The organism is Paracoccus endophyticus, from assembly GCF_003286075.1.
GTDB classification, from domain to species: Bacteria; Pseudomonadota; Alphaproteobacteria; order Rhodobacterales; family Rhodobacteraceae; genus Paracoccus; species Paracoccus endophyticus.
The window spans coordinates 62,016-88,451 of sequence record NZ_QLUV01000002.1; the positions used below are offsets into that span (position 1 = coordinate 62,016).

Genomic DNA, 26,436 nt, shown 5'->3' on the forward strand with positions numbered 1-26,436 from the left:
ACGACGAAAAGTTAGCGCAACGCGCGGGCCAAGTCTCGCCCCAGTTGACCAACCTGTCCCTTTGGACAGGTTATGCAGGTTGTGGCTTGCGGCACAATGTCGCGTATGACGGGTGTTGCAAGGGGTCGGGCGGCACCGCTTTCCGGTCGCGTCCGACACCCGGCGCGACTAGCGTGGCGCGGGGTCGGGCGCAGCCCCGGACGCAAGGAGCGCGCGGGCGCGCGGGACGACAGGCGGCGCCGCGATGCGGTGGCCTTGAGGCAAGAGGGGGATGGGCGTGCGGTTCCAGTATGACGATGGCACGGCGGTGACGGTGAACTGCGCGGACCAAGGTGCGCTGCTGGCGCAGGTGGCCGGGCGGCTGGAGGCGGGGCAGGGGTTCGCCGTTGCCACGATCAACGTCGATCACCTGGACCAGTTGCGGCGCGACCCGGCCTTCCGCGCCGCCTATGCGGCACAGGATTTCGTCGTGGCGGACGGCAACCCGATCGTGTGGCTGTCGCGTCTGGCCAGGCAGCCGGTGGCGCTGGCGCCCGGATCGGACCTGGTGGTGCCGCTGGCCCGCGCGGCCGCGGCGGCGGGCGTTGCGGTCGCGCTGATCGGATCGACCCCCGCCGCGCTGGACCGGGCGGCCGACGCGCTGCGCGCCGCCGTGCCGGGGCTGCGGGTGGCGCTGACGCTGTCGCCCGGCTTTCCCTTCGACCCCGAGGGCGCCGAGGCGGGGGCGGTGCTGGACCGCCTGGCCGCGTCCGGCGCGGGCCTTGCGTTCCTGGCGCTGGGCGCCCCGCGGCAGGAACGGCTGGCCGCGCGGGGCCGGCAGCAGGTGCCGGGCTGCGGCTTCGCCTCGGTCGGGGCCGGTCTGGATTTCCTGGCGGGCACGCAGCGGCGCGCGCCGCAGGCGGTGCGGCTGGTCAAGGCGGAATGGCTGTGGCGCATGCTGTCGGACCCGCGGCGCCTGGCGCGCCGCTATGGCCGCGGGTTTGCGCTGCTGCCGGCCGAGGTGCGGCGCGCCTGGCGGCTGCGGCGCACGGACGGCGCAGGCCAGACGCGGCCCTGACAGGGGTCCGGCACGCGCCGGCGCGCACATGGCTGCGATGTGCGCCGCGCAAGGCGGGGCATATTCCCCCCACGGCCGAGTTATGGAACTCTGGCGCGCGACGGGCCAGCAGGAGGGGGGGCGCCATGACGCAACAGGGCATCTACGATCAGGGGCTTGACCGCTGCGCCGCCAACCATGTCGCGCTGACCCCGCTGACATATCTGGAACGCACCGCCGCGATCTGGCCCGGGCGCACCGCGGTCGTGCATGGCGCGCTGCGCCGGACCTGGGCCGAGACGCACGACCGCTGCCGGCGGCTGGCCAGCGCCCTGGTGCGGCGCGGCATCGGTCGCGGCCAGACGGTCGCGGTGCTGGCCTCGAACATCCCGGAAACCTTTGAATCGCACTTCGGCGTGCCGATGGCCGGTGCGGTGCTGAACGCCATCAACACCCGGCTGGACGCCGAGGCGGTCGCCTTCATCCTGCGCCACGGCGAGGCGCGGGCCCTGCTGGTCGACCCCGAGTTCAGCGGCGTCGCGGCCGAGGCCGTGCAGATCGCCGCCATCCCCGGCCTGCTGGTCGTGGACATCCTGGACCCCAGCTTTGCGGGGGGCGGGCCGGTGGGCGCGCTGAGCTATGACGACCTGCTGGCCGAGGGCGACCCCGCCTTTGGCGGCGTGATGCCGGATGACGAATGGGACGCCATCGCGCTGAACTATACCTCGGGCACGACGGGCGATCCCAAGGGCGTGGTCTATCACCACCGGGGCGCCGCGCTGAACGCGCTGTCCAACATCGTCACCTGGGGAATGCCGCAGCATGCGCGGTATCTGTGGACGCTGCCGATGTTTCACTGCAACGGCTGGTGCTTTCCGTGGACCATCGCGGCCAACGCGGGCGTCGCCGTCTGCCTGCGCCATGTGCGCGCCGACGCCATCTTCCACCAGATCCGCAACGAGAAGGTCAGCCACTTCTGCGGCGCGCCCATCGTGCTGTCGATGCTGGCGAACGCGCCCGACCATCTCAAGGACTTCGACCATACGGTGCGGGTGATGACCGCGGGCGCCGCGCCCCCGGCCTCTGTCATCGCCGCGATGGAGGCGATGGGGATCGAGGTCACGCATGTCTATGGCCTGACGGAAACCTACGGCCCCTCGGTCGTGTCGGAATGGCAGTCCGAGTGGAACGACCGCCCGCCGGCCGAGCGCGCGGCGTTCAAGGCCCGGCAGGGCGTGCCCAACATCGCCTTGCAGGGGCTGATGGTGGCCGATCCCGACACGCTGGTTCCCGTGCCCCCGGACGGCGAGACGATCGGCGAGATCTTCATGCGCGGCAACAACGTGATGAAGGGCTATCTGAAGAACCCGACCACCACCGAAAAGGCGTTCAGGGGCGGCTGGTTCGCCTCGGGCGATCTGGGCGTGGTGCATCCCGACGGTTATGTCGAGCTGAAGGACCGGTCCAAGGACATCATCATCTCGGGCGGCGAGAACATCTCGTCCATCGAGGTCGAGGAGGTCCTGTACCGCCACCCCGCCGTCCTTCTGGCCGCGGTGGTGGCCAAGCCGGACGAGAAATGGGGCGAGACGCCCTGCGCCTTCGTCGAGCTGAAGCCGGGCGCGCAGGCCACCGCCGACGAGCTGATCGGATTCGCCCGCGATCACATGGCCCATTTCAAGACGCCCCGCCGGGTCGTCTTCGGCGAACTGCCCAAGACCGGCACCGGCAAGATCCAGAAGTTCGTGCTGCGCGGCATGGCGCGCGAGATCGACTGAGAAGGCGCGGTCCGGCCGCGCGCTGGGCATTTGCCCGCGGCCTGGGCAGGTCACGCAACCGTGGGGGCGATGACGCCGCGTCAGTCATTGTTCTGTCGCGCGCCCGGCCTATTTTCTGCCGCAGGGAGGATGCGTTTTGACGAGGATCGCATCATGCCGGGCACGACCCGCGCCTATTATCGCCGTCTCTTTCCGTGGGACGCCGACCGCTATGCCGCGCATCTCAAGGCATTGACCCCGCAGGGCCGCCGCTGGCGTTTCTGCGGCACGATGAGCGATGGGGCACTGGAAGAGCACGCCGCACGGGCGCTGGACACCGGCCATGTCGAGGGCTGCTTTCTGGACGGCAAGCTGATCGGGGCGTTCGAACTGTTCATCGACCCCGAGCCGCCGGGCCATGCCCAGGTGGCGCTGTCGGTCGATCCCGCCCAGGCGGGCCAGGGACTGGGGACCGAGCTGATCGCCCGCGCGCGTCGTCGCGCAAGCCTGCTGGGCGCGCCCGAGATCGACCTGACGATGGCGGGCGACAACCTTGCGATGATCGCCGTGGCGCGCCACGCCGGTGCCCCCATCGTGCGGTCCGGCCCCGAGGTGGGCGCGACCGTGGCCGTGCCGCCGCCGGACCTGAGCCGCCTGCCGGCGGCGATCGCCCTGGACGAGGCGAGCCTTGTGCAAAGCCTGAGCGCCGCGATGTTGCGGGCGGGCCGCGCCGCCGTCGCCCGCGCCATGGCCCGGCCCGCGATGCTGCGCGCCGCGTTCGCCCGGCCCCGCATCCGCACCGCCTGAGCGCGACCGCGCCTGTCATCAGGGCAGGCGCGCTGTTTGGGCGGGCGCGCAAAGCGGCACCTGCCCGGTGTAGGGGGGCCTGGTCGGCCTGCGGGCAGCGGTTGGCGCGCCTGGCAAGGGCAGGGCGGCGCCGGGCGTTTCGATGCGGTGATGGCGAACCCGTCTCATGCCGGGCGGCCGTTGCCGGACGCACGGGGCCACCGACCCTCCCTCCGCACCGTGCCCGGATGGGGCACGCCTGCGGCAGGCGAACCGGCTGTTCACGCAGGATCGCCCCGTGACGGCGCACGCGCCGTGCACTATCACCGACGCGGACATCGCCCCCCGCCCCCAGGGGCCGGGGCGGGACGGCAGCGGCAGGAAGGACGACCCCCATGAGCTTTGACCGCAAGATCAAGATCGCGCCTTCGATCCTGTCGGCCGACTTCGCCGATTTCGGTCGCGAGATCCGGGCGGTCGAGGATCAGGGCGCCGACTGGGTGCATGTGGACGTGATGGACGGGCATTTCGTCCCCAACATCACCTTCGGCCCGCCCGCGGTCGCGGCCTTCCGCAAGCACGTCACCACGGTCATGGACGTGCATCTGATGATCGCGCCGGTCGATCCCTACATCGAGGCCTTCGCGCGGGCGGGCGCCGACATCATCACCGCCCATGTCGAGGCCGGGCCCCACATCCACCGCACCCTGCAGGCGATCCGCGGCACGGGCGCGCGTGCGGGCGTGGCGCTGAACCCCGGCACGCCTGCGGACGCCGTCGAGCACCTGCTGGACCTGGCCGACCTCATCTGCGTGATGACGGTGAACCCCGGCTTCGGCGGGCAGAGGTTCATCGACATGACCGCCAAGGTCCGCCGGCTGCGGCAGATGATCGGCGACCGGCCCGTGCACATCGAGATCGACGGCGGCGTGGACCCCTCAACCGCGCCGCAACTGGCCGCGGCCGGGGCGGACGTGCTGGTCGCGGGCTCGGCGGTGTTCCGGGGCGGGTCGGTGTCCAACAGCGCGCCCTACGGCGACAACATCCGCGCCATCCGCGCGGCGGCGCAGGCGGCGGTTGCCTGACAGGCTGCGCCGTCCTGCCCGGGACCGGGTCCGGGGCAGGCTGTGCCGCCTGCCTTGGTCCAGAATGGCATCCGGGGCGCGGTGCGGGATGGTCCCGCCGCCGCGCCCCGGTGCGTGTCAGATGAAGTCGAACACGTTGCTCAGCAGCACCGTATCGCCGTTGCCCAGGTCCAGCAGCGTGCCGTTGTGGGTTTCCTGTGCCGAATACCAGCGCCCGTCCAGTTGCAGGACATCGACGCCGACGTCGAAGCCAAGGACCGTGTCGTGCCCGTCCCCCCGATGAAAGATCAGCGTGTCCGCGTCCCCGTCCCCCGGCGTCTGGCTGTTGTAGTATTCCCCGTTCGCCGAGATCAGGTCGTCGCCACGGCCGCCGGTGATGGTGTCGCGGCCTTCGCCGCCTTCCAGCGTGTCGTTGCCCTGCGAGCCCACGATCACGTCGTCGCCCCAACGGGTGTTGAAGCGGATGCCCCGGCCGTCAGCCTCGATGATGGCATTGGCGGCCGTGACCGTATCCTGGCCCTGGTGCGTCCAGCCGTTCTCAAAGCCCCGGAAGATTAGCTTGCTGGTCACGTCGCCCATGGTCGAGGTGGCAAATCCGCCCCTCGCATTGATGAACGTCACCTGCGCGCCGCGTCCATCTTCTTGCCCACCGTCCACTGACCAGATGTTGATCAGGTCGCCGTTGTCTTCCTGCGTGTTGCCGCCGTAGATCGTGTCGTTTCCAGGGGCCACGTCGTCGCCCAAGCCCCAGCGGATGTTTTCATTCCCGCCGCCGCCGTAGATGCGGTCGTTTCCGGTGCTGGACTGGATGAAGTCATGTCCGTCCCCGGCAAAGATCGTGTCGTGACCCATCCCGCCGTCCAGGACATCATCGGCCTTGGAGCCGGTGATCAAGTCGGCGCCAGCGCCCGCGTAAATCGAGATGCCGTGTTCCGGGGTATTGCCGTGGTACGGGTTCATCAGCGCCGTGGACGCTGAAATCGTGTCGTTTCCTTCGGTACCGTGCAGTCGCTCGACCCCGAAGAAGTTCAGCGCCTGATCGCCCATCAGGACCGTTCCGTTTTCGGTCGTGCCGAACCGGATATTGGCGCCGACCGTGCCCGAAAGATAAAGCCGGTCGCCGCCGGGATTGCCGGTGTTGTAGGGGTTCGGATCGTAGGATTCGTTCAGGTCGCCGGCATACAGTGTCGCACTTCCGTCGCGTTCACCCCAATGGATGTGGTCGTTCCCACCCAGCGCATTGATCGCGCCGCCGTTTAAAAGACCGCGGATGACGTCGTCACTATCTGTAGGCATTCTGTCCCTTTCCAGCTTTCTCATTCGGACGGCCGGGCGGGGAATCCAGACTGTCTGTCTGGTCATTCCACCGTCCGGCGGCGCGTCATCGCGGCGCTGGTGCGTTTTGGCAACGCAAAGGTTAATATTTCGCAAACGTTCGGCGTCGTTCGGCCGATACGGGGAAAACGAGCGGGTTGGCGCCGAAGCCCGTGGCGGTTGGACAGGGCCGCAACCCCCATCAGGCTTGACGTGAGGACGGCAAGGCCGAGGCGCACATTCTGGTTGCACCGGGAAAGACGCAGGTTGAGTCCCGCGCCGATCTGGTGTTTTCAGGCCGAATCACCCGGGGTGGCGCGGCCGCGGGGTGGAACATAGGTCCGGTGGCGGCGGTGCAGCCGAATGCCGGGTCAGGCCGCCATTGCGATCCGAATCAGGGTGCATGGCGAGAGATCCTGCCCTTGGCCATTGGACTGGGCGTTGACCTGCCTGCCTCGCCCACGGCGACCATCGTCACGGCCCGCACCCTGGGGGGCCGGTCCTGCAGGACGTTGACGGCGGTGCTGAACACGCCTTGGATCAGGCCGGGACCGCGCCCGCTCCGGCGCCTTCCGTGAAGGAAACCGCATGACCCTGTCTCCGCACGATCCCGCCCGTCCCGACGGCATCAATCCGTCCGCAACCGAAACCCTCGGGCCCGGCGGCCGCCTGACGCCAGGACAGGTCCACGAGATCCCCGCCCGCCAGGGCCGCGCCTTGCGGCTGGGCGCGGGCCGGACGCTCAGGATCATCAACCACCATGGCCAGCAGGTCGGCGACCTCTGGGCCTTTCGCGATGGCGACACGACCGAGTTCCTGTCGATGGAGCATATGCGCCCGACGCTTGGCCGCCTGTCGCCCCGGTGCGGGGACGCGCTGATCACCAACCGCCGGCGGCCGCTTCTGACGCTTGTCGAGGACAGCTCGCCCGGCGTGCATGACACGCTGATCGCCGCCTGCGACCTGCGGCGTTACGAAACGCTGGGCCACAGGGGCTATCACGACAACTGCACCGACAACCTGCGGATGGCGATGGCCGCACTGGGCGAGCGTCTGCCCGAGGTGCCCTGTCCGTTCAATCTGTGGATGAACACGCCGCCCCGCGCCGATGGCGGCATCGACTGGCTGCCCCCCGTCTCGCGGCCCGGTGATGTCCTGCGCCTGCGGGCCGAGGCGGACGCGATCGTCGTCCTGTCATGCTGCCCGATGGACCTGTCGCCGATCAACGGCACGGACAGGCGCCCGACCAGCCTGCAGGTGCTGGTCGAGGCCTGAATGGTGGCCCCCTGTCCTCCCGAGCCGGGCGCATCACCGCGCCGGATCAGCCGAACACGAAGTCCGCCTCGGTCAGCCCCGTGACACCAGCCACCGTCAGCACGTCCCCGCCCGGACGGCCGGGGCCTGCCGCGGAACCATGGGCGATGCGGGTGTCGCCCTCGTCCACGGCCACGAAGCGGTCGGCATCGTCGAGCCGTCCGTTGCGGTTGCTGTCAAGGTCCGACCAGTCCAGTCGTCTGGTGGTGAAGTGGATGATGTCGCCGTCGCTGCTTCGGAAGTCCATCACCACGTCCCGGCCGTCGCGCTCGTTGAAGACAAAGCTGTCCGCGCCGCCGTCAAGCACCGTCGTGGTGACGTTTGCCACCGTGCCATCGCCCCACAGGACATCGTCGCCCCGGCCGCCGACGATCCTGTCCTGTCCGCCCAGCAGTTCGGCGCGGCCGAAGGTTGAGCCTGATTGCCCGGCAGTTCCATCGCCATAGACCGTGTCATTGCCTTCGCCGCCCCGGATCGTGTCATTCCCGCCTCTCAGGGAGGATGCGTCGCCGCCGAAAGCCGCGCCGTCGCCATGGAGACTGTCGTCCCCTGTTCCCCCGTCGATGCAATCGGCCCCCCCGATCAGGGTCGAATCGCCGTTGGATGAAACCTGACCGTCACCCAGCACAGTGTCGTTCCCGGAATGGGCAACGATCGTGTCCTTGCCGCCCACCATCTCGGCCGTTCCATGGTTGAACTTGACGCCGGCGCTGGCCGTGCCGTCCCCCATGATGGCGTCGTCGCCCGTGCCGCCGTCGATATGGTCGTTCCCGCCGCTGAAGCGGCCTTCGAACGTGCTTCCGTCCCCCCGGATGGTGTCGTTGCCGCTGCCGCCCCAGATCCGGTCCGCCCCGCCCTTCAGCGGACCGAAATACGCAGCGCCGTCTCCGTCCAGCAGGTCGTGGCCCCAGCCCCCATGGAGCGTGTCCCCGGCACCGGTGACCGCTCCCGTGCCGAACATGCCCCCTTCGGCAGCACCATCGCCATGGATGGTGTCGTTGCCTGATCCGCCATCAAGCAGATCAGCGCCTCCGGTCAGGATCGCGGATGTCTGAATGGTCCCCTCTATCCGGCCGTCGCCAGACAGAATGTCATGGCCCGCGCCGCCGAACAGCGTGTCCGCATGGCCCACGATCCAGGCATTCCGGGCCATGGGGTCCGCAAACACATGGCCGTCGCCGAAAAGCTGGTCGTTTCCATCCCCCCCTTGAAGCAGATCCCGGCCCCCCCGGATGCCGGCACCTTTGCCGTATTCCAGAACCTTGGCCGTGCCGTCGCCATACAGCGTGTCATCGCCCGCGTCCCCCCGCAGCACGTCGCCGGCGCCGAGGATCAGGGCCTGGGCGCCGTGTCCGCCCGCAACGACGCGGCCGTCGCCGCACAGCATGTCGTTGCCCAGGCCGCCGAACAACTGGTCGGCATTGCCGCGCAGAAGAGCCTGCGCGCCGTCCCCCCGCGTGACGTCGCCGTCACCCAGCAGGCTGTCGTTGCCCGCAAGCCCCAGGATGATGGTTCGATCCGGCGTGCCGACCAGAAGGTCAGCGTTGCGCGTTCCGATTGTGCGATTGGTTGCCATGTTCCCTGCCCTTGTGATCGGACGCCGCTGGCTGTCGGCGTCTGTTGATGATGGCGCAAGACGCGAAGCGCCTTGGCACCACGATGCCGCCGAACGCGACAGGCAGGCGCTTGTTCCGAGCGTCGCCACCAGTCCTTGGGCCGTTCTGCAAGGGGCAGGGAAAGGATCGGCAGCCGCGGCCCGTCACGGCATCCCCTTGCGACAGGCCGATGTCGCGCCCCATGCCGGTCCTGAGGACAGCGGGGCTGCTGCCTGGTCCGGCGCGACGTGCAAAGGGTGCGCGATCGGTTCAAACCTGATCGTCTCAGGCTTGTGGCGCACGCGGTTTTCCTTGCATTGTCCCATGATCCCGGGGCGCCGGAGACTACAGCATGACCCTATTCGGATGGATGAACGATCAGGTCCTGCGGATGACCTGGCTCAACGATCTGGTCGGTCAGGGCGTGGCGGCGATCGGGCTGAACCCTGCGTCGCGGGTGGGCGGCTCGGTGCAGTTCTTCGTCTATGACGTCATCAAGATCTTTGTGCTGCTGTCGATGCTGATCTTCGCCATCTCCTACGTCCAGAGCCATTTTCCGCCCGAGCGGACGCGCGCCATACTGGGCGGTCGCTCCGGTCTGGGGGCCACTATCCTCGCGGCCCTTCTGGGCACGTTGACGCCCTTCTGTTCCTGTTCGTCGATCCCGCTGTTCATCGGCTTCACGGCGGCGGGGCTGCCGCTGGCGATCACGTTTTCCTTTCTGATCTCCTCGCCCCTCGTGGACCTGGCCTCGGTGATCCTGCTGGCCTCGATCTTCAACTGGTCCATTGCGCTGGCCTATGTCGCAGTCGGATTGCTCGTTGCGGTCGTGGGGGGCACGGTCATCGGAAAGCTGGGACTGGAGGCTCAGGTTGCCGACTTCGTGCGGACGGTTCCCGTCACGGGCGAGGTGGGGACGATGAGCCGCCGCCAGCGGCTGGCCTATGCCCGGGACCAGGTGGTCGAGATCATCCATCGGGTCTGGCCCTATGTGCTGATCGGCGTCGGCATCGGGGCCGCGATCCACAACTGGATCCCGCAGGACACCATCACGGCCCTGCTGGGTCAGGACAAGTGGTGGGCCGTGCCGCTGGCGACCGCGATCGGCATTCCCATGTATGCCGACATCTTCGGCACCCTGCCCATCGCCGAGGCGCTGGTCGGCAAGGGCGTGGGGCTGGGCACGGTGCTGGCCTTCATGATGGCGGTGACGGCCCTGTCCCTGCCCTCGATGATCATGCTCAAGCGCGTGGTAAGGATGCCGCTTCTGCTCACCTTTGTCGGCGTGGTCGGCGCGGGCATCCTGATCATCGGCTTTACCTTCAACGAGATCACCCACTGGTTCCTCTGACAGGAGATCTGCCATGATCATCAAGATCCTCGGTTCCGGCTGCAAGAAATGCATCGCCCTTGGTGAGAATGCCAGGGCCGCGGCCGCGGCGGCCGGCAAGCAGGCCGAGATCGTCAAGGTCACCGACATGGCCCAGATCGCGGCCTATGGCGTGATGTCCACGCCCGGCCTGGTCGTCGATGAAAAGGTCGTCTCGACCGGCAGGGTGCTGAGCGCGGAGGAGATCGGACAGCTGATCTGACCGGATGCGGCCTTCCCACCGTCCGGCAACGTCGCCCTTCAGGGAGAGAGGGGGGCGAGAACCAGCCCCGCGGCGCCCTGCAACACGGTCGCGCCCGCATCCAGAAGGCCTGCGTCGCCCCCGAAGAGGGTCGCCTGGCGCTGCCGCATGCGCCGGACCAGGGCGATCAGCTCGGGAGAGCTGCCGACCTTGAGATGGCCGGTGATCTCGCCGGGGTTCACGGCGCTCAGGTCGATGATGCCGACATCCAGGCCGCCGAGTTCCTCGCGCGTGTAGACGTTGCCGACACGGCGCGACTCTCCGCGCAGGGTGGCCGACCAGCGCAGCGCCCTGTCCTGGCTGGACACCAGCAGATAGATCGGAACGCCTGCCGCCAGGACCGGCTCGGCCTGGCGGCGGAAAAGGTCCACCTCGAGATCGGCCGCGATCAGGACAACCGCGCCGATCCTGCCAAGACTGGCCCGGTCCCCCAGCAGGGCAAGCGTCCGAAGGCTTTCCATGGCAAGGAACGCCCCCATCGAATGGGCGATCAGGTTGTAGCCCGACAATCTGGTGCGGCGCATGAGCTGCATCGTCTCGACGAGAGAATCGCGCGAAAACAACGCATGTTCGCGGTCCACGGCATAGGCGAGCAGATTCGCCGCGGTGGGCCACGAAAACAGGACGCCGACGCCCGGCGCCGCGAGGTCGTGGCGCAACTGCACATGCCGCATCAGCGACTCGGCGAAGTTGGTGTTGAAGCCATGGACGAACATGGCCCCTATGCGCGAGTGCGGGGCGCTGGCCGCGGCCGCGTTCACCTGCTGCACGAAGGCACGGGACCCTGAGAGCCTTTCGGCATGCGTGACCAGAAAGTCCCGGCGCGGGTCGGGCGTGCCGCGCGGAAAGCGGATGCTGCCCGCGGGGCGGTCCGGGGGGACGGCCGCGTCAAAGCGCGCGAACCCTGTCCGAAAGGCGTTTCGGCCCGAGAAGAACACGGGTGCGGGCGCGGGCGCGCGCGACGTCGCCACGATCACGCGCTGGACGTTCGCCCCGGCAACGGCCTCGGGCGGCAGCATGGCGATGCTGCCGCGCGGACCGCACCCCGCGACCGTCGCCGCCCCGATCAACGCAAGACAGTGGCGACGGGTCAGGTCGGTAAGAGTGACGGGACGTGTCATCCTGCGCGCTCGGGTCGATCCTGTGTTCGTCAGTCTATGCTGTCACCGGCAACGAAGTCACCGCGGGAACAGGAATGTCATGCCGACGCGGACACCCCAGCCCTCCGGGCCGGACTCGGGGCTTTCGGCCCAGTAGCGGACGCCGCCCGACAGGCTGACCGGCTGCGTGCCGATCCGCGTCAGCTTGGAGGCCACCGCATTGACGGGAACCGACCATTGCTCGGTTTCCCAGTCATAGGTGCTCTCGGTCTGCAGCGTGAACGTCCAGGCGTCGGGGGTGGTGTACGAGGCGAAGGGCTGCAGGAACGTCCGGTTGACGTCCGCGCGGTCGTCGTCGCCCGCGAATGACCAGATGTGGTTGGCCAGTCCGCCCACGGTCCACGGCCCGCGCTGCACGAGCACGACACCTGTCGGCCCCGCCCCCCATTTCCCGGTGCCGAGCAGATCATCGCTGGCCGTTGGCAGAAGGAAGACCGGGCCGACCCCCCAGATGAGGCCGCCGGCGGTCGGTGCTTTCGGCGACAGGAAGAAGCTTTGAACGATGTCGCCCAGGCCGGTCTGCGATCCCGCGCCGGGAAACACGTCGCTTTGATCGACGATCGGAATGATGGTGCGCGAGATCAGGTTCCAGTCGTTCCCGAGGGAAAACGGAATGACCGGCTGGACGTTCAGAAGAACCCGCGAGCCGTCCCCATCCGGTCCGATGCCGTCGTCATGGTTCAACTGGAACGGCACGCTGATCAGCGAGGCGACCGGATTGGCGAGCTGCTGGGCAAGATCCTCGGCGTCCTGGGCCGAAGCCAGCCCACCCCAGGTCCCGCCGAGCAGAAGGACAACAGCCGTCGTCAGGTTGGATCTTCGCATGACACGTCTCCTGGTGAGGGCGCCAAGGCCTTGTCGCCCGACGCGCTGGCGATGGCGCGGTGCGGACAGGTGGCCGGGACCGATGCCGACATCAGGTCGTGGACGCCGCCAGGCCGGCGGTTTCCAGACCATCGAGGTCGGGTACGGCGGGTTCGGCCACCTGCATGTTTTCCCGATTATCCCGGCATCAGTTTCGGCAGGGCGCCTGCCAGGACTCGCCGGTGGTGGGATTGCGATAGACGCACATCGTGCCCTGTGGGTTCTGGGTGCCCCTTGCAGCGTTGGCGCCGATGGCCGTTCCGGCGGCGGCGCCGATGAGGGTCGTTGCGGTCCGTCCCCGGCCCTGGCCCAACTGGGTTCCCACCGCAGCCCCGGCCAGGGCGCCGGTGGCAGCGTTGAGGTTCCGATCATCGGTGCAGGCGCTGACAGAAAGCGCGGCCATCGCCGCACCTGCAATCAAAAGACCACGAAGTTTCATAACGTTTTCCTTCCTCTCTCTGCTTGTTGTTATGGCCGAGCCGGGTGGTTCTGCCGACGGCGGTCACGCCGGGGCCATGGCGGCCCCGGACATTGGCGGTCGCACCATCGGGGCGACCGCCGACATGTCATTCCGGGATCACGGCCCCGATATCACCCTCGAACGGCTCGGCCGCAGCGATTTCGGTGCGGCCTTTCGTGCCGGGCATGATCTCGAAACGCGGATCGAAGCTGACCATGAGCGATGCGAGCTTTTCAAGCACCGAGAGATCCCCTTCGCCCCGTGCCGTGCCATCGGCCAGCAGCGTTCCCAGATCCGTCTCGCCCGCCATCACGCGGTCGAGGTCCGAGCGGTTCACCGTCAGGGTCAGGTCGGCCTTTTCCGCGTGAAAGCCCGGCAGGTTGGTCAGCGTCTCGTTGGCGAGTTCGACGACGAAGCGCTCGCCGTTGTCGGGCGTCTCGAGGTTCATGACGAAGGCGAGATCCGCGGCGCGGCGGCTGTCCATCCTGATGGCGAGGAAGTTGAGGAACAGTTCGGTCGACATGCCGCGGATGATGTCCGGGCTCGAGGTGCTGGTGATGGCGCCCTGCGGAATGCCCGAGCGGAGTTCATAGGCCGCGGCCAGGAAGCTGTTCCGCAGGCCGGGGTTCTCCTGCTGGTAGCCGATCTGCTCGAAGGCGTCGGCCAGCGCGTCCTTGGCGGCGCCGTTGTCGGGCTGGGCCTGCACCAGCTTGTCGAGGATCTCGGTGGCCAGGAAATAGTCGCCCGCGTCGTGCAATTGGCCCGCCCGGGCCAGGATGGCATCGGCGCCGCCCATCATCTCGACATAAAGCGGCGCCGAGTCCGCCGGCGAAAGCGGGATCAGCGTCGTCGGGTTGCCGTCCCAGAAACCCAGGAACCGCTGGACGACCCCGCGCGCGTTGTGCTGGGGCGAACCGTGATAGCCCCGGCAGTGCCATTTCGCCTGCAGGCTCTTGGGCGTCTGATAGACGTGGTGGATCTGGTTGATGGTCACGCCCTGGTTGGCATGGTGCAGCACCTGGTTGTTGATGTTGGCGTAAAGGTCGCGCTGGTCGCGCAGCACCTCGCGGATGCGCTCGTTGCCCCAGCGCGGCCAGTGGTGCGAGGCGAACATGACCTCGGCCTCGTGCCCGAAGCGGTACAGCGCCTCGTTGATGTATCTCGACCAGCTGAGCGCGTCGCGCACCAGCGCGCCGCGCAGCGTGTAGATGTTGTGGAACTGGGCCGTTACATTCTCGGCCATCCACAGCGCCTTGAGATCGGGGATGTAGGTGTTCATCTCCCGCGGGGCCTCGGTGTTGGGCGTGTTCTGGAAGATCATCCGCACGCCGTCGACCTCGAATTCCTCGATGGGTTCGGTGACAAAGCGGGTGGGCGGCACGAGGCCGGTCGCCCCCGCCGGGACGCGGTGGCCAAGGCCCTGGGTGACAAAGCCGTGCGGGGCCACGGGCAGCAGCAGGCCGTACTGATAGAACAGGCGCCGGTTCATGGCGTTCCCGGCAAAGACGTTCTCCGAGATCGCGAACTCCATGAAGTCGGCAGGCGCGATGATCTGGACGCGGCCCGCGGCAAGGTCCTCGTCCGAGATGAGGCCACGGCCGCCGCCGAAGTGGTCGCCATGCGTATGCGAGTAGATCACCGCCACAAGGGGAAGACCCTCGCCCACATGCTCCTGGAACAGATCCCAGGCGGCCCGCGCGGTCTCGGTCGTCGTCATCGTGTCGAAGACGATCCAGCCGGTCTTGCCGCGCACGAAGGTCATGTCGGAAAGGTCGAGCCCGCGCACCTGATAGATGCCGGGAATGACCTCGTAGAGGCCGAAGTTGTTGTTGAGCCGCGCGATCCGCAGCAGCGAGGGGTGGATGCTGTCGAACTCGTCCTTGCCATTCAGGAAGTCGTAGTCCGACATGTCGAAGGCGACATTGCCCGCGTCGGCCATGATCTTGGGGTCGGCCCTGCGCGCGATCAGTCCGCGCGCCTGCTCGTCAAGGTCGCGGGTGTCGTCGAAGGGCAGCGTTGCCTTGGCCTCGGCCAGAACCTTCAGCGTGTGCTCGGACGGTGCCTTGCCCTTGGGGTGGAAATGGCCCTCCAAGGGCACGCGGGCCTCCTGCGCGTGGGCGGTGCCTTCACCGAACGGAAAGCCGCCCAGCGCGAAGGCCGCGCCGGTGGCGGGCAGGCTCGTGAGGATCTGGCGTCTGGTGGTCATGTTCCGACTCCTTCTGGACTTCAATGTTCGCCGTAGGCATCGACGCGCTCCTGCTCGTGCGGGTCGTCGAGAACGTCCCCGAGGTCGGCAGAGGCACGGAAAAGGCTGCGGTCCAGGACCTCGGAAAAATCCGAAATTGCCGCGTTTCCTGGGCCAATCGCTCTCAGCCCCAGCACGAATTCGGCCAGTTCCCGGCGCGAGACCGTCGCATCGGGTGCCGCCGCCGGGGGCGCAGGCGACACCACGACCACGCCGTTGCGAAGCTCCAGCCGCCAGGTCCGGGGGTCGTCGGCCACCGCAAGGGTAAAGGCCGCGCGCCTGCCCTCGGCCGCGCGCGGATCGACCAGATAGCGCAGGAGGTCGAGATTGGCCTCGACCGGCGCGGCCAGCAGCGCCGCGATGTCGGGTGTGCCGAGGGCTGCCCGCGCCAGGGCCAGCGTCACCGGGCGCCCCGCGACCAGAAGGCCGCCTTCCAGTTCAAGCGCCTCGGTGATGTACCAGCCGCGGGCATTGGACGAGGTCGTGCGCTGCCCCAGCGCGCGGGCTGCGGTGGCCCGCGCCCTGCGCGCCCCGGCGTCCTCGGGGTCGAGCGTCCGCAGCATCGAGGTCAGCCGCAGCGCCCATTGCCAGTTGCCGATGCCGCCTTCGTCGGCCGCGGCCACGGCCGCCGCGCGTACCGCATCCGCCCCGCCCATCATCGCCACGGTGCGGGCGGCCTCGTCCTGCAGCGACAGCGGGTTGATGTCATAGACGTCATTGCCGAACCAGCCGACCGTTCCGTTGTAGATCTGCCGGACATGGCTTTCGACCTGTCCATAGGCTTCCCACCCCTGCCGCAGATCGGCGGGAAGATAGACGTTCTCGGCCGCCTGCCGCCCGTCCATGCCATGCGCGATCATCCGCAGCGTCTGGTCGTGGATCAGTTGCACCTGATCCGAGGACCGATGAATGGCCTCGCGCACCGCGTCAGCCCCCGTCACGGCCGCGGCGTGCAGGTCCAGCAGGACCTCGGCCCCGTGCGAGTCCATCCAGCGCAGGTCCTCGATGAACGGCAGAGGATTGCGGAAAGGGCCGCCGCGCAGCGAATAGATGTTGAAGATGAAGCCCGGCACCATGAAGTTGCTGATCAGCGTCCGCCGGGCCGGGAAATGGAAGCCCACGCTGTCGGAACTGTCGGACCGGTTCGGGCCGACCTCGACCTCCTCGCCGGCGATGGTGAATCTGTCGATCTTGCCGTTCTGGAACAGCCGGGTGGGGGGCTGGTAGCTCGATTCCCCCATCAGTTTCTCGACCGTGAAACCCAGCATGTTGGGCGCAGCGTCTGACCCTTCGAGAGGGTGCAGGACGCCGAACTGGGCAACGGCGCGGGCGCGATAGAAGCCGCTCTTGACGCTGACGCCGGTCGCTTCCGCGCGATTGGCGTCGAGCCACTCGTGGCCCCAGATCTCGGTTCCCTCATCCATCCAGGCCGCGGTGCCGTCGGCATAGTGCCAGTGGGTCAGAAGGATGGCGGCGACGCGGATGGGGGCGCCGACAGCCCGTTCCAGATGGGCGCGCATGTCGGCGGCGGTGGCGGTGGAATCGCCGGTATCGACGATGATCCAGCCCTCGGGCGCCGCGACCGCCATCGAATGGCCCAGGCCCCAGCCGCTGAGCAGCCAGACCCCGTCCGCGACTTCCGCCGCCGACTTGCCCAGGGCACCGTGGCGCGCATTCACGTCGATGGCGACCTGCGTGGTGATCGCCCCGTTGGGGGCCGTCACGGTCGCTTCGGTCAGCGACGGGCTGTGCCACCCATCCAGGGTCACGGGGGCAACCTGCGCCTCGCTGCGCTGCGGGCCAAGAACGCCCCCGACGGCAAGGGCAGCACCAGCAGCCGGAATCGCGCCCACGAACTGGCGTCTGGTGGTCATCATGCTCTCCTTGGAAAGGGTCTGCCCAGGTCAGAAGCGGGCCTTGACGCCGAGCACCGGTCCGCTGAGATCGATATCGACATCACGCCCGTCCATGTCCTTTTCGATGGAGAGCTGGCGCCATCCGCCATGCACCGACCAGCGGTCGTTGATCTGATAGCCCACGGTCGCAACGGCCTGCCATGTGCCGTCGGACCCGCCGCCCGATCCGCCGATATCGGCCATCGCCATGGCGGACCACCGCTCGTCCAGCGCGAACTGGACGCGGCCGCCGACAACAGGGTCGATCCAGCTTTCGCCAAGGTCGAACCGCCGGCCGGGCAGCGCGCCCGGGGCGAGCGCCACGTCCAGGTCCGCCCGCACCGCGCGAAAGCCCCCCAGAAGGTCGGCCGACATCCGCGCGTCCTCATGCACGCGATAGGCGGCATAGCCGCTTGCGATCCACATCTCGGCGTCGGCCGACGCGCGAGAGAACAGGCCGCCGAGCGGCGCGTCCTGGCTTTCGGAAAGATCGGCATAGACAAGATCGCCGATCAGGCCCCAGCGGCCACGGCGGGCCTCGATCATGCTCATCAGCACGAAGTCCGCCGCCGACAGGACATCGCCGATATCCGCCTCCGGCTCGATCGTGCCGAAGCGGGTCTCGATGGAGGTGGAGATGCCGGGCGCCCAGACATAGGGAGAAACCGTGACCTCCCAGCCCGTATCCTGCGCCACCGCAGCGCCCGCCAGCGGGGCGATCATCAGGGCCGCGATCAGCCGTCTTGTCCAGGTCATCACCGTCGATTCCCACCTTGTTCAGCCGACGCCTCGACGGCCGCGTTCCCTCGCCTGAGGGTCCCGGTCGGTCGTCGGCGCGTCGGACCGGGACTTGCCACGTTCCCGCCTGCGGCACTGTCCCGCAGACGGTCCATTTGATCTGGGCCAACGACAGTTTGGGCGCGGCCGTGTTACGTCACGTCAAAAGCCTATGCGCTTCCTGTGAGAGGGATTGTGACGGATGCAGCAATCGGAGCAAAAATATCCCGACGTGTTTCGCCACCTGCCCCCCCTGGGCTGGCTGGCAGAGCAGCCGGTGTCCTTTCAGACCCGGATGGCGATGGCCGGCCGATGGACGATCGTCCCGCGCGGCGCAACTCTCTACACCATCGGAGATGCCCCGGATGCGATCTACGGTCTGGGCGAAGGCCTGCTCGACGTGTCGATTCCGATCAGGGGCGACGAGCAGGTCACCATCTACCGGGCGCGACCGGGCTTCTGGATCGGGGACTCCGCCTTGCTGGCCGGGACGACCCGGTCGCTTACCGTGTCGGCGGCCGTGGACAGCCGTGTCTTCCGCATCCCGGTCGGCGCGGTGCGTCGCAGCCTTGCCGAGTACCCGGAAGACTGGACGTGCTTCTTCCGGCTCAATCACGCGAATGCCACGCTTGCGGTGCGAATCCTCGCCGAGGTCCTGTCGCTGACCCCGCGGGCCCGCTTTGCGCGCATGGTGCTCAGGCTCGCAACGCCCGACGGATCGGTCCGGGCGACGCAGGACGATCTGGGCCGGATGGCCGGCATGAGCCGCGCCGCCTTTCGGCGCGCCTTCAAGTCGCTGATCGAGACCGGCGCGGTGCGCATCGAATATGGCGGACTGCGGATCATCGACCGCGCCGCGCTTGAGCACGCGGCCGAAGAATCCTGACACGGCATCCCGAGCGCGGCAGCGATCCCACCGCACATGGCGCAGGCGTCTGGTCGGCCATTGGCCTGCCCGCATCGCCCCCCTGAACCGCCTCTCGATCTTCGATGACGCCGGGATCCTTCGCGTCGCCTGAACACAAGGAGAGAGGGGGCAAGATCGACCTGGGTCTGAGCCGCAAGGCCCGGTCAGGCCTCAACCTGGCGGGCGCGCCCGCTTACCGAACCGGCCATGATCCCGGGGGATCGCCGCGTTGTGCTGTGATGTTCGCAAGATCCCGGGCAGGCCTGCGCAGGCGCCGCGCCCAAGGGGATTGCCCAGGGACCGCGCTACGCTTGCGACCGGCTCATCCATCGGGTGTCTCGGTCGCAGCAACAGGAGGGCAGTCCGCGGTCTGTGCAGGCAAGATGGTGAAAGTTCGGGAAAAACTGGTCGGAGCGAGAGGATTCGAACCTCCGACCCCCTGCTCCCGAAGCAGGTGCGCTACCAGGCTGCGCTACGCTCCGACCGTAGGTGGGGCAGGTAGCCCGGGGCGCGGCGGAATGCAAGGCCTTGGCAGGGGAAAAGCGGGGATCACCGGCGCAGCAGCCGGGCGACGGGGCTGGGCCGGGGCGAGGGCAGGGCGTCCCCCGCGCGGTCGCTTTCGGTGACCGGGCGCGTGGCGGATGCGCCGCGCGATTCGCGCCACAGGATATACAGGCCCGACGCCACGATCACCGTGAGCCCCAGCGCGGTGGGACGGTCGGGCGTCTCGTCGAACAGCAGCCAGCCGTACAGCACCGCCCAGCCGATCTGGCTGTACTGCATGGGCGCGACGACCGCCGCCTCTCCGGCGCGATAGGCCAGCACCAGCAGCGCCGCGCCGATCAGGCCGAACAGCGCGATCAGCGCCGCCAGCCCCAGTTCCGGCGCGGACATGGGGCGATAGACCCAAGGCAGGGCCAGTGCAGCCACGATCAGGTTCAGGATGATGGGCCAGGCGACCAGCACCTGCGTCGCCTCGCGCCCGGCAAGGCGGCGGGCGATGACCGCCGACAGCGCGCCCGCGACCGCCGCCGCCAGCGCCCCCCAATGGCCCGCCGACACCGGCGTCTGGCCGGGGCGCAGGACGATCAGCACCCCGACCAGCCCCGCCACGATCGCGGCCCAGCGGTGCGGGCCGACCCGTTCGCCCAGAAGCGGCACGGCCATCAGCGTGATCAGCAGCGGCATCGAGAACAGGATCGCATAGACCTGCGCCAGCGGCAGGGCCGAGAAGGCCAGCGTCGCCCCCAGAACGCCCGCCGTGCCCGCCGCGGTGCGCCCTGCGACCCACCCCGGATGGCGCGGCCGCAACGATCCGCCGCCGCGGGCCAGCGCGATGGCGGCGACCGCCGGCATCGACAGCAGCGCGATGAAGAAGATCACCTGGAACGGGGACTGCCCCGCCCCCAGCACCTTGATCGCGGCGTCATGGGTGGCATAGGCCGCCATTGCGGCCAGGCCCAGCGCGGCCCCCGTCAGGTTCGCGCCGGGCGTGGCCATGGATCAGGCCGCCGCCAGCGCCGCAACGATCCGGTCGCCCATTTCGGACGTGGTGATGGGGGTGCCGCCCTCGGGGCCCATCAGGTCGGCGGTGCGTACGCCCTGCGCCAGCACCGTTTCCACGGCCCGTTCCAGATCGTCGGCGGCGGCCCCCTCGTTCCAGGAATAGCGCAGCGCCATGGCGAACGACAGGATGCAGGCGATCGGATTGGCCAGCGCCTTGCCCGCGATGTCGGGGGCCGAGCCGTGCACGGGCTCGTACATCGCCTTGGGGCGGCCGTTGGCCGCGGGCGCGCCCAGGCTTGCCGACGGCAGCATCCCCAGCGAGCCCGTCAGCATCGCCGCGGCGTCCGACAGGATGTCGCCGAACAGGTTGTCGGTCACGATCACGTCGAATTGCTGCGGGCGGCGGACGAGCTGCATCGCCCCGTTGTCGGCATACATGTGGGTCAGTTCGACATCCGGGTATTCGTGGTCGTGGACCCACTGCACCTCCTCGCGCCACAGGATGCCCGATTCCATGACGTTGGCCTTTTCCATGGAACAGACGCGGCTCGAGCGCTTGCGCGCCAGCTCGAACGCGGCGCGCGCCACCCGCCGGATCTCTCCGCTGGTATAGCGCTGGGTGTTGATGCCGACGCGGCCGCCCTCGTTGTCGGGGTTGTCGTCGGCCTGAATGCCGCGCGGCGTGCCGAAATACACGCCCGAGGTCAGCTCGCGCACGATCAGGATGTCGAGGCCCGCCACCACCTCGCGCTTGAGCGAGGAGAAATCGGCCAGCGCGTCAAAGCATTGCGCGGGTCGCAGGTTGGCAAACAGGTCCATCTCCTTGCGCAGGCGCAGCAGGCCGCGCTCGGGCTTGACGCTGAAATCCAGGTTGTCATAGGCCGGGCCGCCGACCGCCCCCAGCAGCACCGCGTCCACCGCCTGCGCCCGCGCCATCGTGGCGTCGGTCAGGGGCGTGCCGTGCGCGTCATAGGCCGCGCCACCGACCAGGTCCTCGGACACGTCGAACTGCATGCCGCGGTTCGCCTGGAACCAGTCGATGACCTTGCGGACCTCGGCCATCACCTCGGGGCCGATGCCGTCGCCCGGCAGGATCAACAGGGAATATGCGGTCATGGGGGCCTCGCGTCAGGGGCGTTCAGGGGTCCGGTCCCGCCTAGCCGGGGCGTTCCGCGCGGTCAAGTTCACGGGCATTTGGCTTGCGGTCCGGGGCCCGGCGGGGCGGTATGCCGGCGACCGCCGCATTCCGGCGACCGACGCAAGGAGCCTGCCATGACCCCGATCAAAGCCGCTGTCCTGTGGGCGGCCTGCGCCGGGACCGCGCTGGCCGACGGCGGCATGACCGTCCGGCTGCCCGACACCGCCGGCCTGCCGCAGGCCGAGGCGCAGGCGCTGATGACCGCGCTGGCGCAGGTCAACGTCATCACGTCGAACTGTCCCGGCTATGGCCTGACAGACGGGGAATGGACGCTGGTCACGGCGACCGGCGACCGGCTGGCGGCGCAGCTGGGGCTGGATGCCTCGGCTTATGACCGCGATTATTACGCGCCGGCGTTCCGGCTGCTGGACGACCCGGGGGCCTGCGACCGCATTGGCCCGACCGCCCGGCCGCTGATCGCGCGGCTCAAGGGCATGGGCGGGGGCACCGCGCCGCTCGACCGCTCGCAGTAGGACGTCCGCGCCGGGCAGGGGCCGAGCGCCCTGTGAAAAGGGGCCGCGCTGCCGCGGCCCCCGTGCGTTGCGTCTGCCGTCTGCCGTCTGCGCCTCAGCCGACCAGCCCGCCGTCGGCGCGCCGCACCGCGACCACCGCCGACCGGGGCAGGACGCCGGTCGTCCCCTCGGGCGCGGGGAAGGTGCCTTCGGGATGCTGGATGCCGACGAACATCGTCCTGCGGTCGTCCGACCAGCACAGGCCGGTGACCTCGGCGCCCTTTGGCCCGGTCAGGAACCGCACGATCTCGCCCGTGTCCGGGTGGCCGCACAGCATCTGGTTGTTGCCCATGCCGGCAAAGTCGCCCTCGTTCGTGTCCTCGCCGTCGGTCTGGATCCAGACCAGTCCGGTCTGGTCCACCGCCATCCCGTCGGGAGAGTTGAACAGGTTGCCGGGGTTGATGTTGGCCGATCCGGCATAGGCGTCCTGATGCACGGTCGGGTTGCCGGCCATGACATACAGGTCCCAGTCGAACCCGTCCGCGGCGTGGTCGCCGCCCGCCGGGCGCCAGCGCACGATCTGGCCGTAGTGGTTGGCCTCGCGCGGGTTCGCGCCGCCCACAGGGGTGGCGTCGCCGCCCTCGTTCGGTTTGACGCCCCGGTTCTTGTTGTTGGTCAGGGCACAATAGGCCTCGGGCTTGAGGGGGTTCACCGCCACCCACTCGGGGCGGTCCATGGTCGTGGCGCCCACGCGGGACGCGGCCTGGCGGGTGAAGATCGCGATGGTCGCGGCGTCCATGCCGGTCGCCTCGGGCGTCAGGGCGACCCAGGTGCCGCTCATGTCGTCGTTGAACCGGGCGACGTAAAGCTGGCCCTCGTCCAGCAGCGCCGCGGTGTCGCCCCCCTGCACGAAGGTGCCGGCGCTGACGAAGCGGTACAGGAACTCGCCCCGCTCGTCGTCGCCCAGATAGACCACGACACGCCCGTCGGGCGCCACGACGCATTCCGCGTTCTCGTGCTTGAAACGGCCCAGCGCGGTGCGCTTGACCGGCACCGACGCAGGGTCGGCCGGGTCGATCTCGACCACCCAGCCGGCGCGATGCGGCTCGTTCGGGGTGGCGGTCACGTCGAAGCGGGGGTCCCACTTGTGATAGTCATAGCCCGACCCCGCGGCCGCGATGCCGTAGCGGGCGTACCCCTCGGCCACCGCCCCCTCGGTCGGCAGCACGCCGGTCGCGCCGAAGTAGCTGTTGAAGTTCTCCTCGCAGGTCAGATAGGTGCCCCACGGCGTGCGGCCCGAGCCGCAGTTGTTCAGCGTGCCCAGCGCCGTGGTGCCGGTCGCATCGGCGGCGGTCCGCATCAGCGCGTGACCGGCGGCAGGCCCGGCGATCGTCATGGGCGTGTTGTGGTCGATGCGGCGGTTCAGCGGGCTGTCCTTGACCACGGACCATCCCTGGGGTCCGTCCGCCACCTCGATGACGCTGACGCCTTGCAGGTTCTGCAGCTTGCGCACGTCGGCGGCATCGCGCGGCACGCCGTCGGTGGCCTGCGGAAGGTTCACCTTGGGGTTCACGTATTCATGGTTCACCGCGATCACGCGGCGGTCGCCGATGACAAAGAACTCCATCCCGTCGGTGTTCTCGCCGAACACCTTGTCCGAGGTGTCCAGCGACCCGCCCGTGGCATGATCGAACTCGGGCACGTCGGGGAAGATGGGCTCGCCCCAGGCGGTCAGCACGCGCCATTCATAGCCGGCGGGAACCTGGATGGTCCCGTCCGTGGCGATCGGGATCGGCTTGAACGGGAAGGCGGCGGCGGGACCCGCGGCGGTCTGCGCCCGTGCGGCCCCGGTCAGGAAGCCCGGACCCATGACGGCCGCGCCCGACCCGAAGACCAGCGCCGCGCCCAGGAACCCGCGCCGCGACAGCGCGCGTTCGACCACGCGGTCAAAGTCGTTCTCGGCCGGGCGGGGAAAGTTCTGCTCGTCCCAGTCGTCGGCCGACATGCGGGGTGTGTGGCGGGAATCAGTCATCGCTCGCATCCTTCTGCATGGCGGATGCGGCGGTGGTTAGGGCGCGGCTGTGACAGGTTTGCGTCCGGGATGTGACAACTTGGCGGCATCGCTCAGGGCAGCGCCAGGTCCACCCAGACCAGCCGGTGGCGCGAGGCCACCAGAACCGTGTCGGCCAGCGGCTGGCCCGGCGCGGGCCACAGCACGCCCGCACCCGTCACCGCCAGGTCGGGCGAGGGCAGGACATAATCGACCCGCAGGTTGCCCGGCCCGTCGGCGTCCGCCCAGTCCGCGGTGTCCAGCGCCGGATCGCCCGTCTGGGTGGCGTTGGCCCCGGTCTGCGCCGCCGCCGCCCCGCCCGCGCTGCGCGGCCGGGGGTCGCGGGTGCGCGCCATCAGGCTGGCCAGCGCCTGCGGGCGGCCGTCGCCGTCTGCCATGTCGAGGTTGGCGTCCCCCAGAACGACAAAGCGCGCGGGTGGCAGGCGGGTCAGCCAGAACGCGGCCTCGTCATGGTTGCGCCGGCCGTTCCGATCCTCGGGGCCGTCGAACACCGGGGGCGTCGCGGCCCACGCCAGCAGCGTCAGCGGCTGAGGCTCGGCCAGCACCGGCACCTGCCAGTGCGCGACCGACGACAGGCGCTGCGCCGCCGCCGCGTCGGGCGCGGTGGGGGGCATCAGATGTCCCGGCAGGTCGCGCCACAGCGCCGCGGAATGGTCCGTGACCGGACCCAGCGGCAGGCGCGACAGGACCGCCATGCCGCCCTGGCCGGTGAACAGCCCAAAGCCCTGCGCGTCATCGGCCGTGCCCAGCCGGCCGTCCCCGTCCAGGTCCAGCCCGCTGGCCAGACCGGCGTTCGGCCGGCCCGCAAAGCGGTGCGGATAGGGCGCGCCCGCGCGGGCCAGCAGGTCGGCGAACGCCGACAGCGCCCGCCCCTCGTGATCCCAGTCGAACCCCGTCAGCAGCAGCACGTCGGCGTCGGCCGCCACGATGACCTGCACGGCGGCGGCGATCTGGTCGTCCTTGCCGGACCGGATGTCGCGCAGCAGCAGGCCCGGCCCGTCGCGGGTCAGGTCGGGCGACCAGGTGGCGACGCGCAGCGTCCCGGCCCCCGCGGGCGCGGCAAGGGCCAGGGTCAGCGCCAGTGCGGCTTTCAGACCCAAGGCTGGGACTGGGCGATCTGCGTCTCGTAGGCCTGGATGGCGGCCGCCTTTTCCATGGTCAGCCCGATGTCGTCCAGCCCGTTCAGCAGGCAGTGCTTGCGATGCGGGTCGATGTCGAAGGGATGGGCGGTGCCGTCCGGGGCCGTGACGGTCTGCGCCGCAAGATCGACGGTCAGCCGCGCGTTGGCGCCGTTCTCGGCGTCCTTCATCAGCGCGTCCACCGCGGCCTGCGGCAGCACGATCGGCAGGATGCCGTTCTTGAAGCAGTTGTTGTAGAAGATGTCGGCGAAGCTGGTCGAGATCACGCAGCGGATGCCATAGTCCAGCAGCGCCCAGGGCGCGTGCTCGCGCGACGATCCGCAGCCGAAGTTGTCGCCCGCGACGATGATCTGCGCGCCCCGCCAGGCGGGCTTGTTCAGCACGAAGTCCGGGTTCTCGGTCCCGTCGGGAAAGAACCGCATCTCCTCGAACAGGTTCTTGCCCAGGCCCGACCGGTGGATCGTCTTCAGGAACTGCTTGGGGATGATCATGTCGGTGTCGATGTTGACCAGCGGCATGGGCGCCGCGATGCCGGTCAGGGTGGTGAACTTGTCCATTGCTGTCCTCGCAGGTAAACGGGGGGGGAACCGGACCCGCGAGGTCCGGCGCGGGTCACAGGGGCGCTTGGCCGCCAGAAAGGCGACAGCGATGGGATCTGCGGCGACCGCCTGGGCCTGTCTGGGACAGGGCTGGCAACCGGGGATCGGCGATCCGGGGCCTTCGGGCTGGCTGACGGTCGCCGCCTATCTGGCCTGCTGCGGGCTGGCCTGGGCCGTGGCCGTGCGACGGCCGCACGTGGCGGGGCGGCGGTTCTGGATGCTGCTGGTGCCGCTGCTGGCGTTCCTGGCCGTCAACAAGCAGCTTGACCTGCAGACCGCGCTGACCGCCACGGGGCGCTGCATGGCCCAGGCGCAGGGCTGGTACGACAGCCGTGCGCAGGTGCAGCTGGCCTTCATCGCCGGGCTGCTGGCGATGGGGGCGCTGGTCATCGCCGGGCTGGCGGTGACGCTGCGCCGCAGCCTGCGCCGCAACGGCCTGGCGCTGGCGGGGCTGGTCGTGCTGGCGGCCTTCGTGCTGGTGCGCGCGGTGGGGTTTCATCACGTCGATCTGCTCATCAACCGGGATTTCGGCGGCATCCGGTCCAATTTCCTGTTCGAGACCGCGGGGCTGGCGCTGATCGCGCTGAACGCGCTGATGCTGCTGTCGCCCCGCGGCCGGACCGTGTCGCCACGCTGATCAGGGGC

23 protein-coding genes and 1 tRNA gene are annotated in these 26,436 nt (G+C 69.2%); 10 read left to right on the top strand and 14 right to left on the bottom strand.

Annotation, left to right across the window (positions count from 1 at the left end):
* Positions 1–271 precede the first annotated feature (271 nt).
* The 4 genes from DPQ23_RS03925 (at position 272) to rpe (ending at position 4,664) form a co-directional block, all read left to right on the top strand.
* The gene (locus tag DPQ23_RS03925; RefSeq protein ID WP_170310756.1) at positions 272–1,057 is read left to right on the top strand and encodes a WecB/TagA/CpsF family glycosyltransferase; all 786 of its coding nucleotides are present in this window, start codon (positions 272–274) and stop codon (positions 1,055–1,057) included.
* Between the two features lie 125 nt (positions 1,058–1,182).
* Positions 1,183–2,814: an acyl-CoA synthetase gene (locus DPQ23_RS03930; RefSeq protein ID WP_112873394.1), complete on the top strand. Its 1,632-nt coding sequence runs from the start codon at positions 1,183–1,185 to the stop codon at positions 2,812–2,814.
* Positions 2,815–2,967: 153 nt separating this feature from the next.
* Positions 2,968–3,600 (top strand): GNAT family N-acetyltransferase, encoded by a 633-nt coding sequence (locus DPQ23_RS03935; RefSeq protein ID WP_162630632.1) that lies wholly within the window; start codon positions 2,968–2,970, stop codon positions 3,598–3,600.
* Positions 3,601–3,974: 374 nt separating this feature from the next.
* Positions 3,975–4,664, top strand: coding sequence for a ribulose-phosphate 3-epimerase (gene rpe / locus DPQ23_RS03945; RefSeq protein WP_112873396.1), 690 nt, complete (start codon positions 3,975–3,977; stop codon positions 4,662–4,664).
* 117 nt (positions 4,665–4,781) lie between these two features.
* Here rpe and DPQ23_RS03950 read toward each other — a convergent pair whose 3' ends face one another.
* Positions 4,782–5,960 (bottom strand): calcium-binding protein, encoded by a 1,179-nt coding sequence (locus tag DPQ23_RS03950; protein WP_162630633.1) that lies wholly within the window; start codon positions 5,958–5,960, stop codon positions 4,782–4,784.
* A 606-nt stretch (positions 5,961–6,566) separates the two neighbouring features.
* On the opposite strand from DPQ23_RS03950, the gene DPQ23_RS03955 reads away from it, so the two are divergent.
* Positions 6,567–7,253 carry a DUF1989 domain-containing protein gene (locus tag DPQ23_RS03955; protein WP_112873398.1) on the top strand — a complete coding sequence of 229 codons (687 nt, stop codon included), beginning with the start codon at positions 6,567–6,569 and terminating at the stop codon, positions 7,251–7,253.
* Between the two features lie 46 nt (positions 7,254–7,299).
* Here DPQ23_RS03955 and DPQ23_RS03960 read toward each other — a convergent pair whose 3' ends face one another.
* On the bottom strand, positions 7,300–8,868 hold the full coding sequence (locus DPQ23_RS03960) for a calcium-binding protein (protein ID WP_112873399.1): 1,569 nt from the start codon (positions 8,866–8,868) through the stop codon (positions 7,300–7,302).
* A 371-nt stretch (positions 8,869–9,239) separates the two neighbouring features.
* Here DPQ23_RS03960 and DPQ23_RS03965 point away from each other — a divergent pair, with 371 nt between their 5' ends.
* Together DPQ23_RS03965 and DPQ23_RS03970 are read left to right on the top strand one after the other, a co-directional pair.
* On the top strand, positions 9,240–10,238 hold the full coding sequence (locus tag DPQ23_RS03965) for a permease (RefSeq protein WP_112873400.1): 999 nt from the start codon (positions 9,240–9,242) through the stop codon (positions 10,236–10,238).
* A 13-nt stretch (positions 10,239–10,251) separates the two neighbouring features.
* Positions 10,252–10,479 (top strand): thioredoxin family protein, encoded by a 228-nt coding sequence (locus DPQ23_RS03970; protein WP_112873401.1) that lies wholly within the window; start codon positions 10,252–10,254, stop codon positions 10,477–10,479.
* A gap of 38 nt (positions 10,480–10,517) precedes the next feature.
* On the opposite strand, the gene DPQ23_RS03975 is transcribed toward DPQ23_RS03970, so the two are convergent.
* The 6 genes from DPQ23_RS03975 to DPQ23_RS04000 all read right to left on the bottom strand — a co-directional run bounded on the left by DPQ23_RS03975 (position 10,518) and on the right by DPQ23_RS04000 (position 17,898).
* Positions 10,518–11,639, bottom strand: coding sequence for an alpha/beta hydrolase (locus DPQ23_RS03975; protein ID WP_112873402.1), 1,122 nt, complete (start codon positions 11,637–11,639; stop codon positions 10,518–10,520).
* A 57-nt stretch (positions 11,640–11,696) separates the two neighbouring features.
* Positions 11,697–12,503, bottom strand: a complete 807-nt coding sequence (locus DPQ23_RS03980) for a transporter (protein ID WP_112873403.1) — start codon at positions 12,501–12,503, stop codon at positions 11,697–11,699.
* 187 nt (positions 12,504–12,690) lie between these two features.
* Positions 12,691–12,981 (bottom strand): glycine zipper 2TM domain-containing protein, encoded by a 291-nt coding sequence (locus DPQ23_RS03985; protein WP_112873404.1) that lies wholly within the window; start codon positions 12,979–12,981, stop codon positions 12,691–12,693.
* A 127-nt stretch (positions 12,982–13,108) separates the two neighbouring features.
* Positions 13,109–15,208, bottom strand: a complete 2,100-nt coding sequence (locus tag DPQ23_RS03990) for an alkyl/aryl-sulfatase (protein ID WP_112873405.1) — start codon at positions 15,206–15,208, stop codon at positions 13,109–13,111.
* Positions 15,209–15,228: 20 nt separating this feature from the next.
* Positions 15,229–17,121 (bottom strand): alkyl sulfatase dimerization domain-containing protein, encoded by a 1,893-nt coding sequence (locus tag DPQ23_RS03995; RefSeq protein ID WP_162630634.1) that lies wholly within the window; start codon positions 17,119–17,121, stop codon positions 15,229–15,231.
* A gap of 30 nt (positions 17,122–17,151) precedes the next feature.
* Positions 17,152–17,898 (bottom strand): hypothetical protein, encoded by a 747-nt coding sequence (locus tag DPQ23_RS04000; protein ID WP_112873407.1) that lies wholly within the window; start codon positions 17,896–17,898, stop codon positions 17,152–17,154.
* Positions 17,899–18,121: 223 nt separating this feature from the next.
* Between DPQ23_RS04000 and DPQ23_RS04005 the strand changes: the two genes are divergently transcribed.
* Positions 18,122–18,805, top strand: a complete 684-nt coding sequence (locus tag DPQ23_RS04005) for a Crp/Fnr family transcriptional regulator (protein WP_112873408.1) — start codon at positions 18,122–18,124, stop codon at positions 18,803–18,805.
* A gap of 426 nt (positions 18,806–19,231) precedes the next feature.
* Here DPQ23_RS04005 and DPQ23_RS04010 read toward each other — a convergent pair.
* The 3 genes from DPQ23_RS04010 to leuB all read right to left on the bottom strand — a co-directional run bounded on the left by DPQ23_RS04010 (position 19,232) and on the right by leuB (position 21,448).
* A tRNA-Pro gene (locus tag DPQ23_RS04010) sits at positions 19,232–19,308 on the bottom strand.
* A 67-nt stretch (positions 19,309–19,375) separates the two neighbouring features.
* A complete protein-coding gene (locus DPQ23_RS04015; protein ID WP_112873409.1) occupies positions 19,376–20,326 on the bottom strand; it encodes a DMT family transporter in 951 nt (316 codons plus the stop codon).
* Positions 20,327–20,329: 3 nt separating this feature from the next.
* Positions 20,330–21,448: a 3-isopropylmalate dehydrogenase gene (gene leuB, locus DPQ23_RS04020; RefSeq protein WP_112873410.1), complete on the bottom strand. Its 1,119-nt coding sequence runs from the start codon at positions 21,446–21,448 to the stop codon at positions 20,330–20,332.
* Positions 21,449–21,604: 156 nt separating this feature from the next.
* On the opposite strand from leuB, the gene DPQ23_RS04025 reads away from it, so the two are divergent.
* The gene (locus DPQ23_RS04025; protein WP_112873411.1) at positions 21,605–22,003 is read left to right on the top strand and encodes a hypothetical protein; all 399 of its coding nucleotides are present in this window, start codon (positions 21,605–21,607) and stop codon (positions 22,001–22,003) included.
* A 94-nt stretch (positions 22,004–22,097) separates the two neighbouring features.
* Here the strand turns inward: DPQ23_RS04025 and DPQ23_RS04030 are convergent, their stop codons facing one another.
* The 3 genes from DPQ23_RS04030 to leuD form a co-directional block, all read right to left on the bottom strand.
* Positions 22,098–24,014 carry a PhoX family protein gene (locus DPQ23_RS04030; RefSeq protein ID WP_112873412.1) on the bottom strand — a complete coding sequence of 639 codons (1,917 nt, stop codon included), beginning with the start codon at positions 24,012–24,014 and terminating at the stop codon, positions 22,098–22,100.
* Positions 24,015–24,106: 92 nt separating this feature from the next.
* Positions 24,107–25,153: an endonuclease/exonuclease/phosphatase family protein gene (locus DPQ23_RS04035; RefSeq protein ID WP_338067041.1), complete on the bottom strand. Its 1,047-nt coding sequence runs from the start codon at positions 25,151–25,153 to the stop codon at positions 24,107–24,109.
* A complete protein-coding gene (leuD, locus tag DPQ23_RS04040) occupies positions 25,144–25,749 on the bottom strand; it encodes a 3-isopropylmalate dehydratase small subunit (protein WP_112873413.1) in 606 nt (201 codons plus the stop codon). The genes DPQ23_RS04035 and leuD overlap by 10 nt, the downstream gene beginning before the upstream one ends.
* A gap of 91 nt (positions 25,750–25,840) precedes the next feature.
* Between leuD and DPQ23_RS04045 the strand changes: the two genes are divergently transcribed.
* Positions 25,841–26,428 carry a hypothetical protein gene (locus tag DPQ23_RS04045; protein ID WP_112873414.1) on the top strand — a complete coding sequence of 196 codons (588 nt, stop codon included), beginning with the start codon at positions 25,841–25,843 and terminating at the stop codon, positions 26,426–26,428.
* Positions 26,429–26,436: the final 8 nt, after the last annotated feature.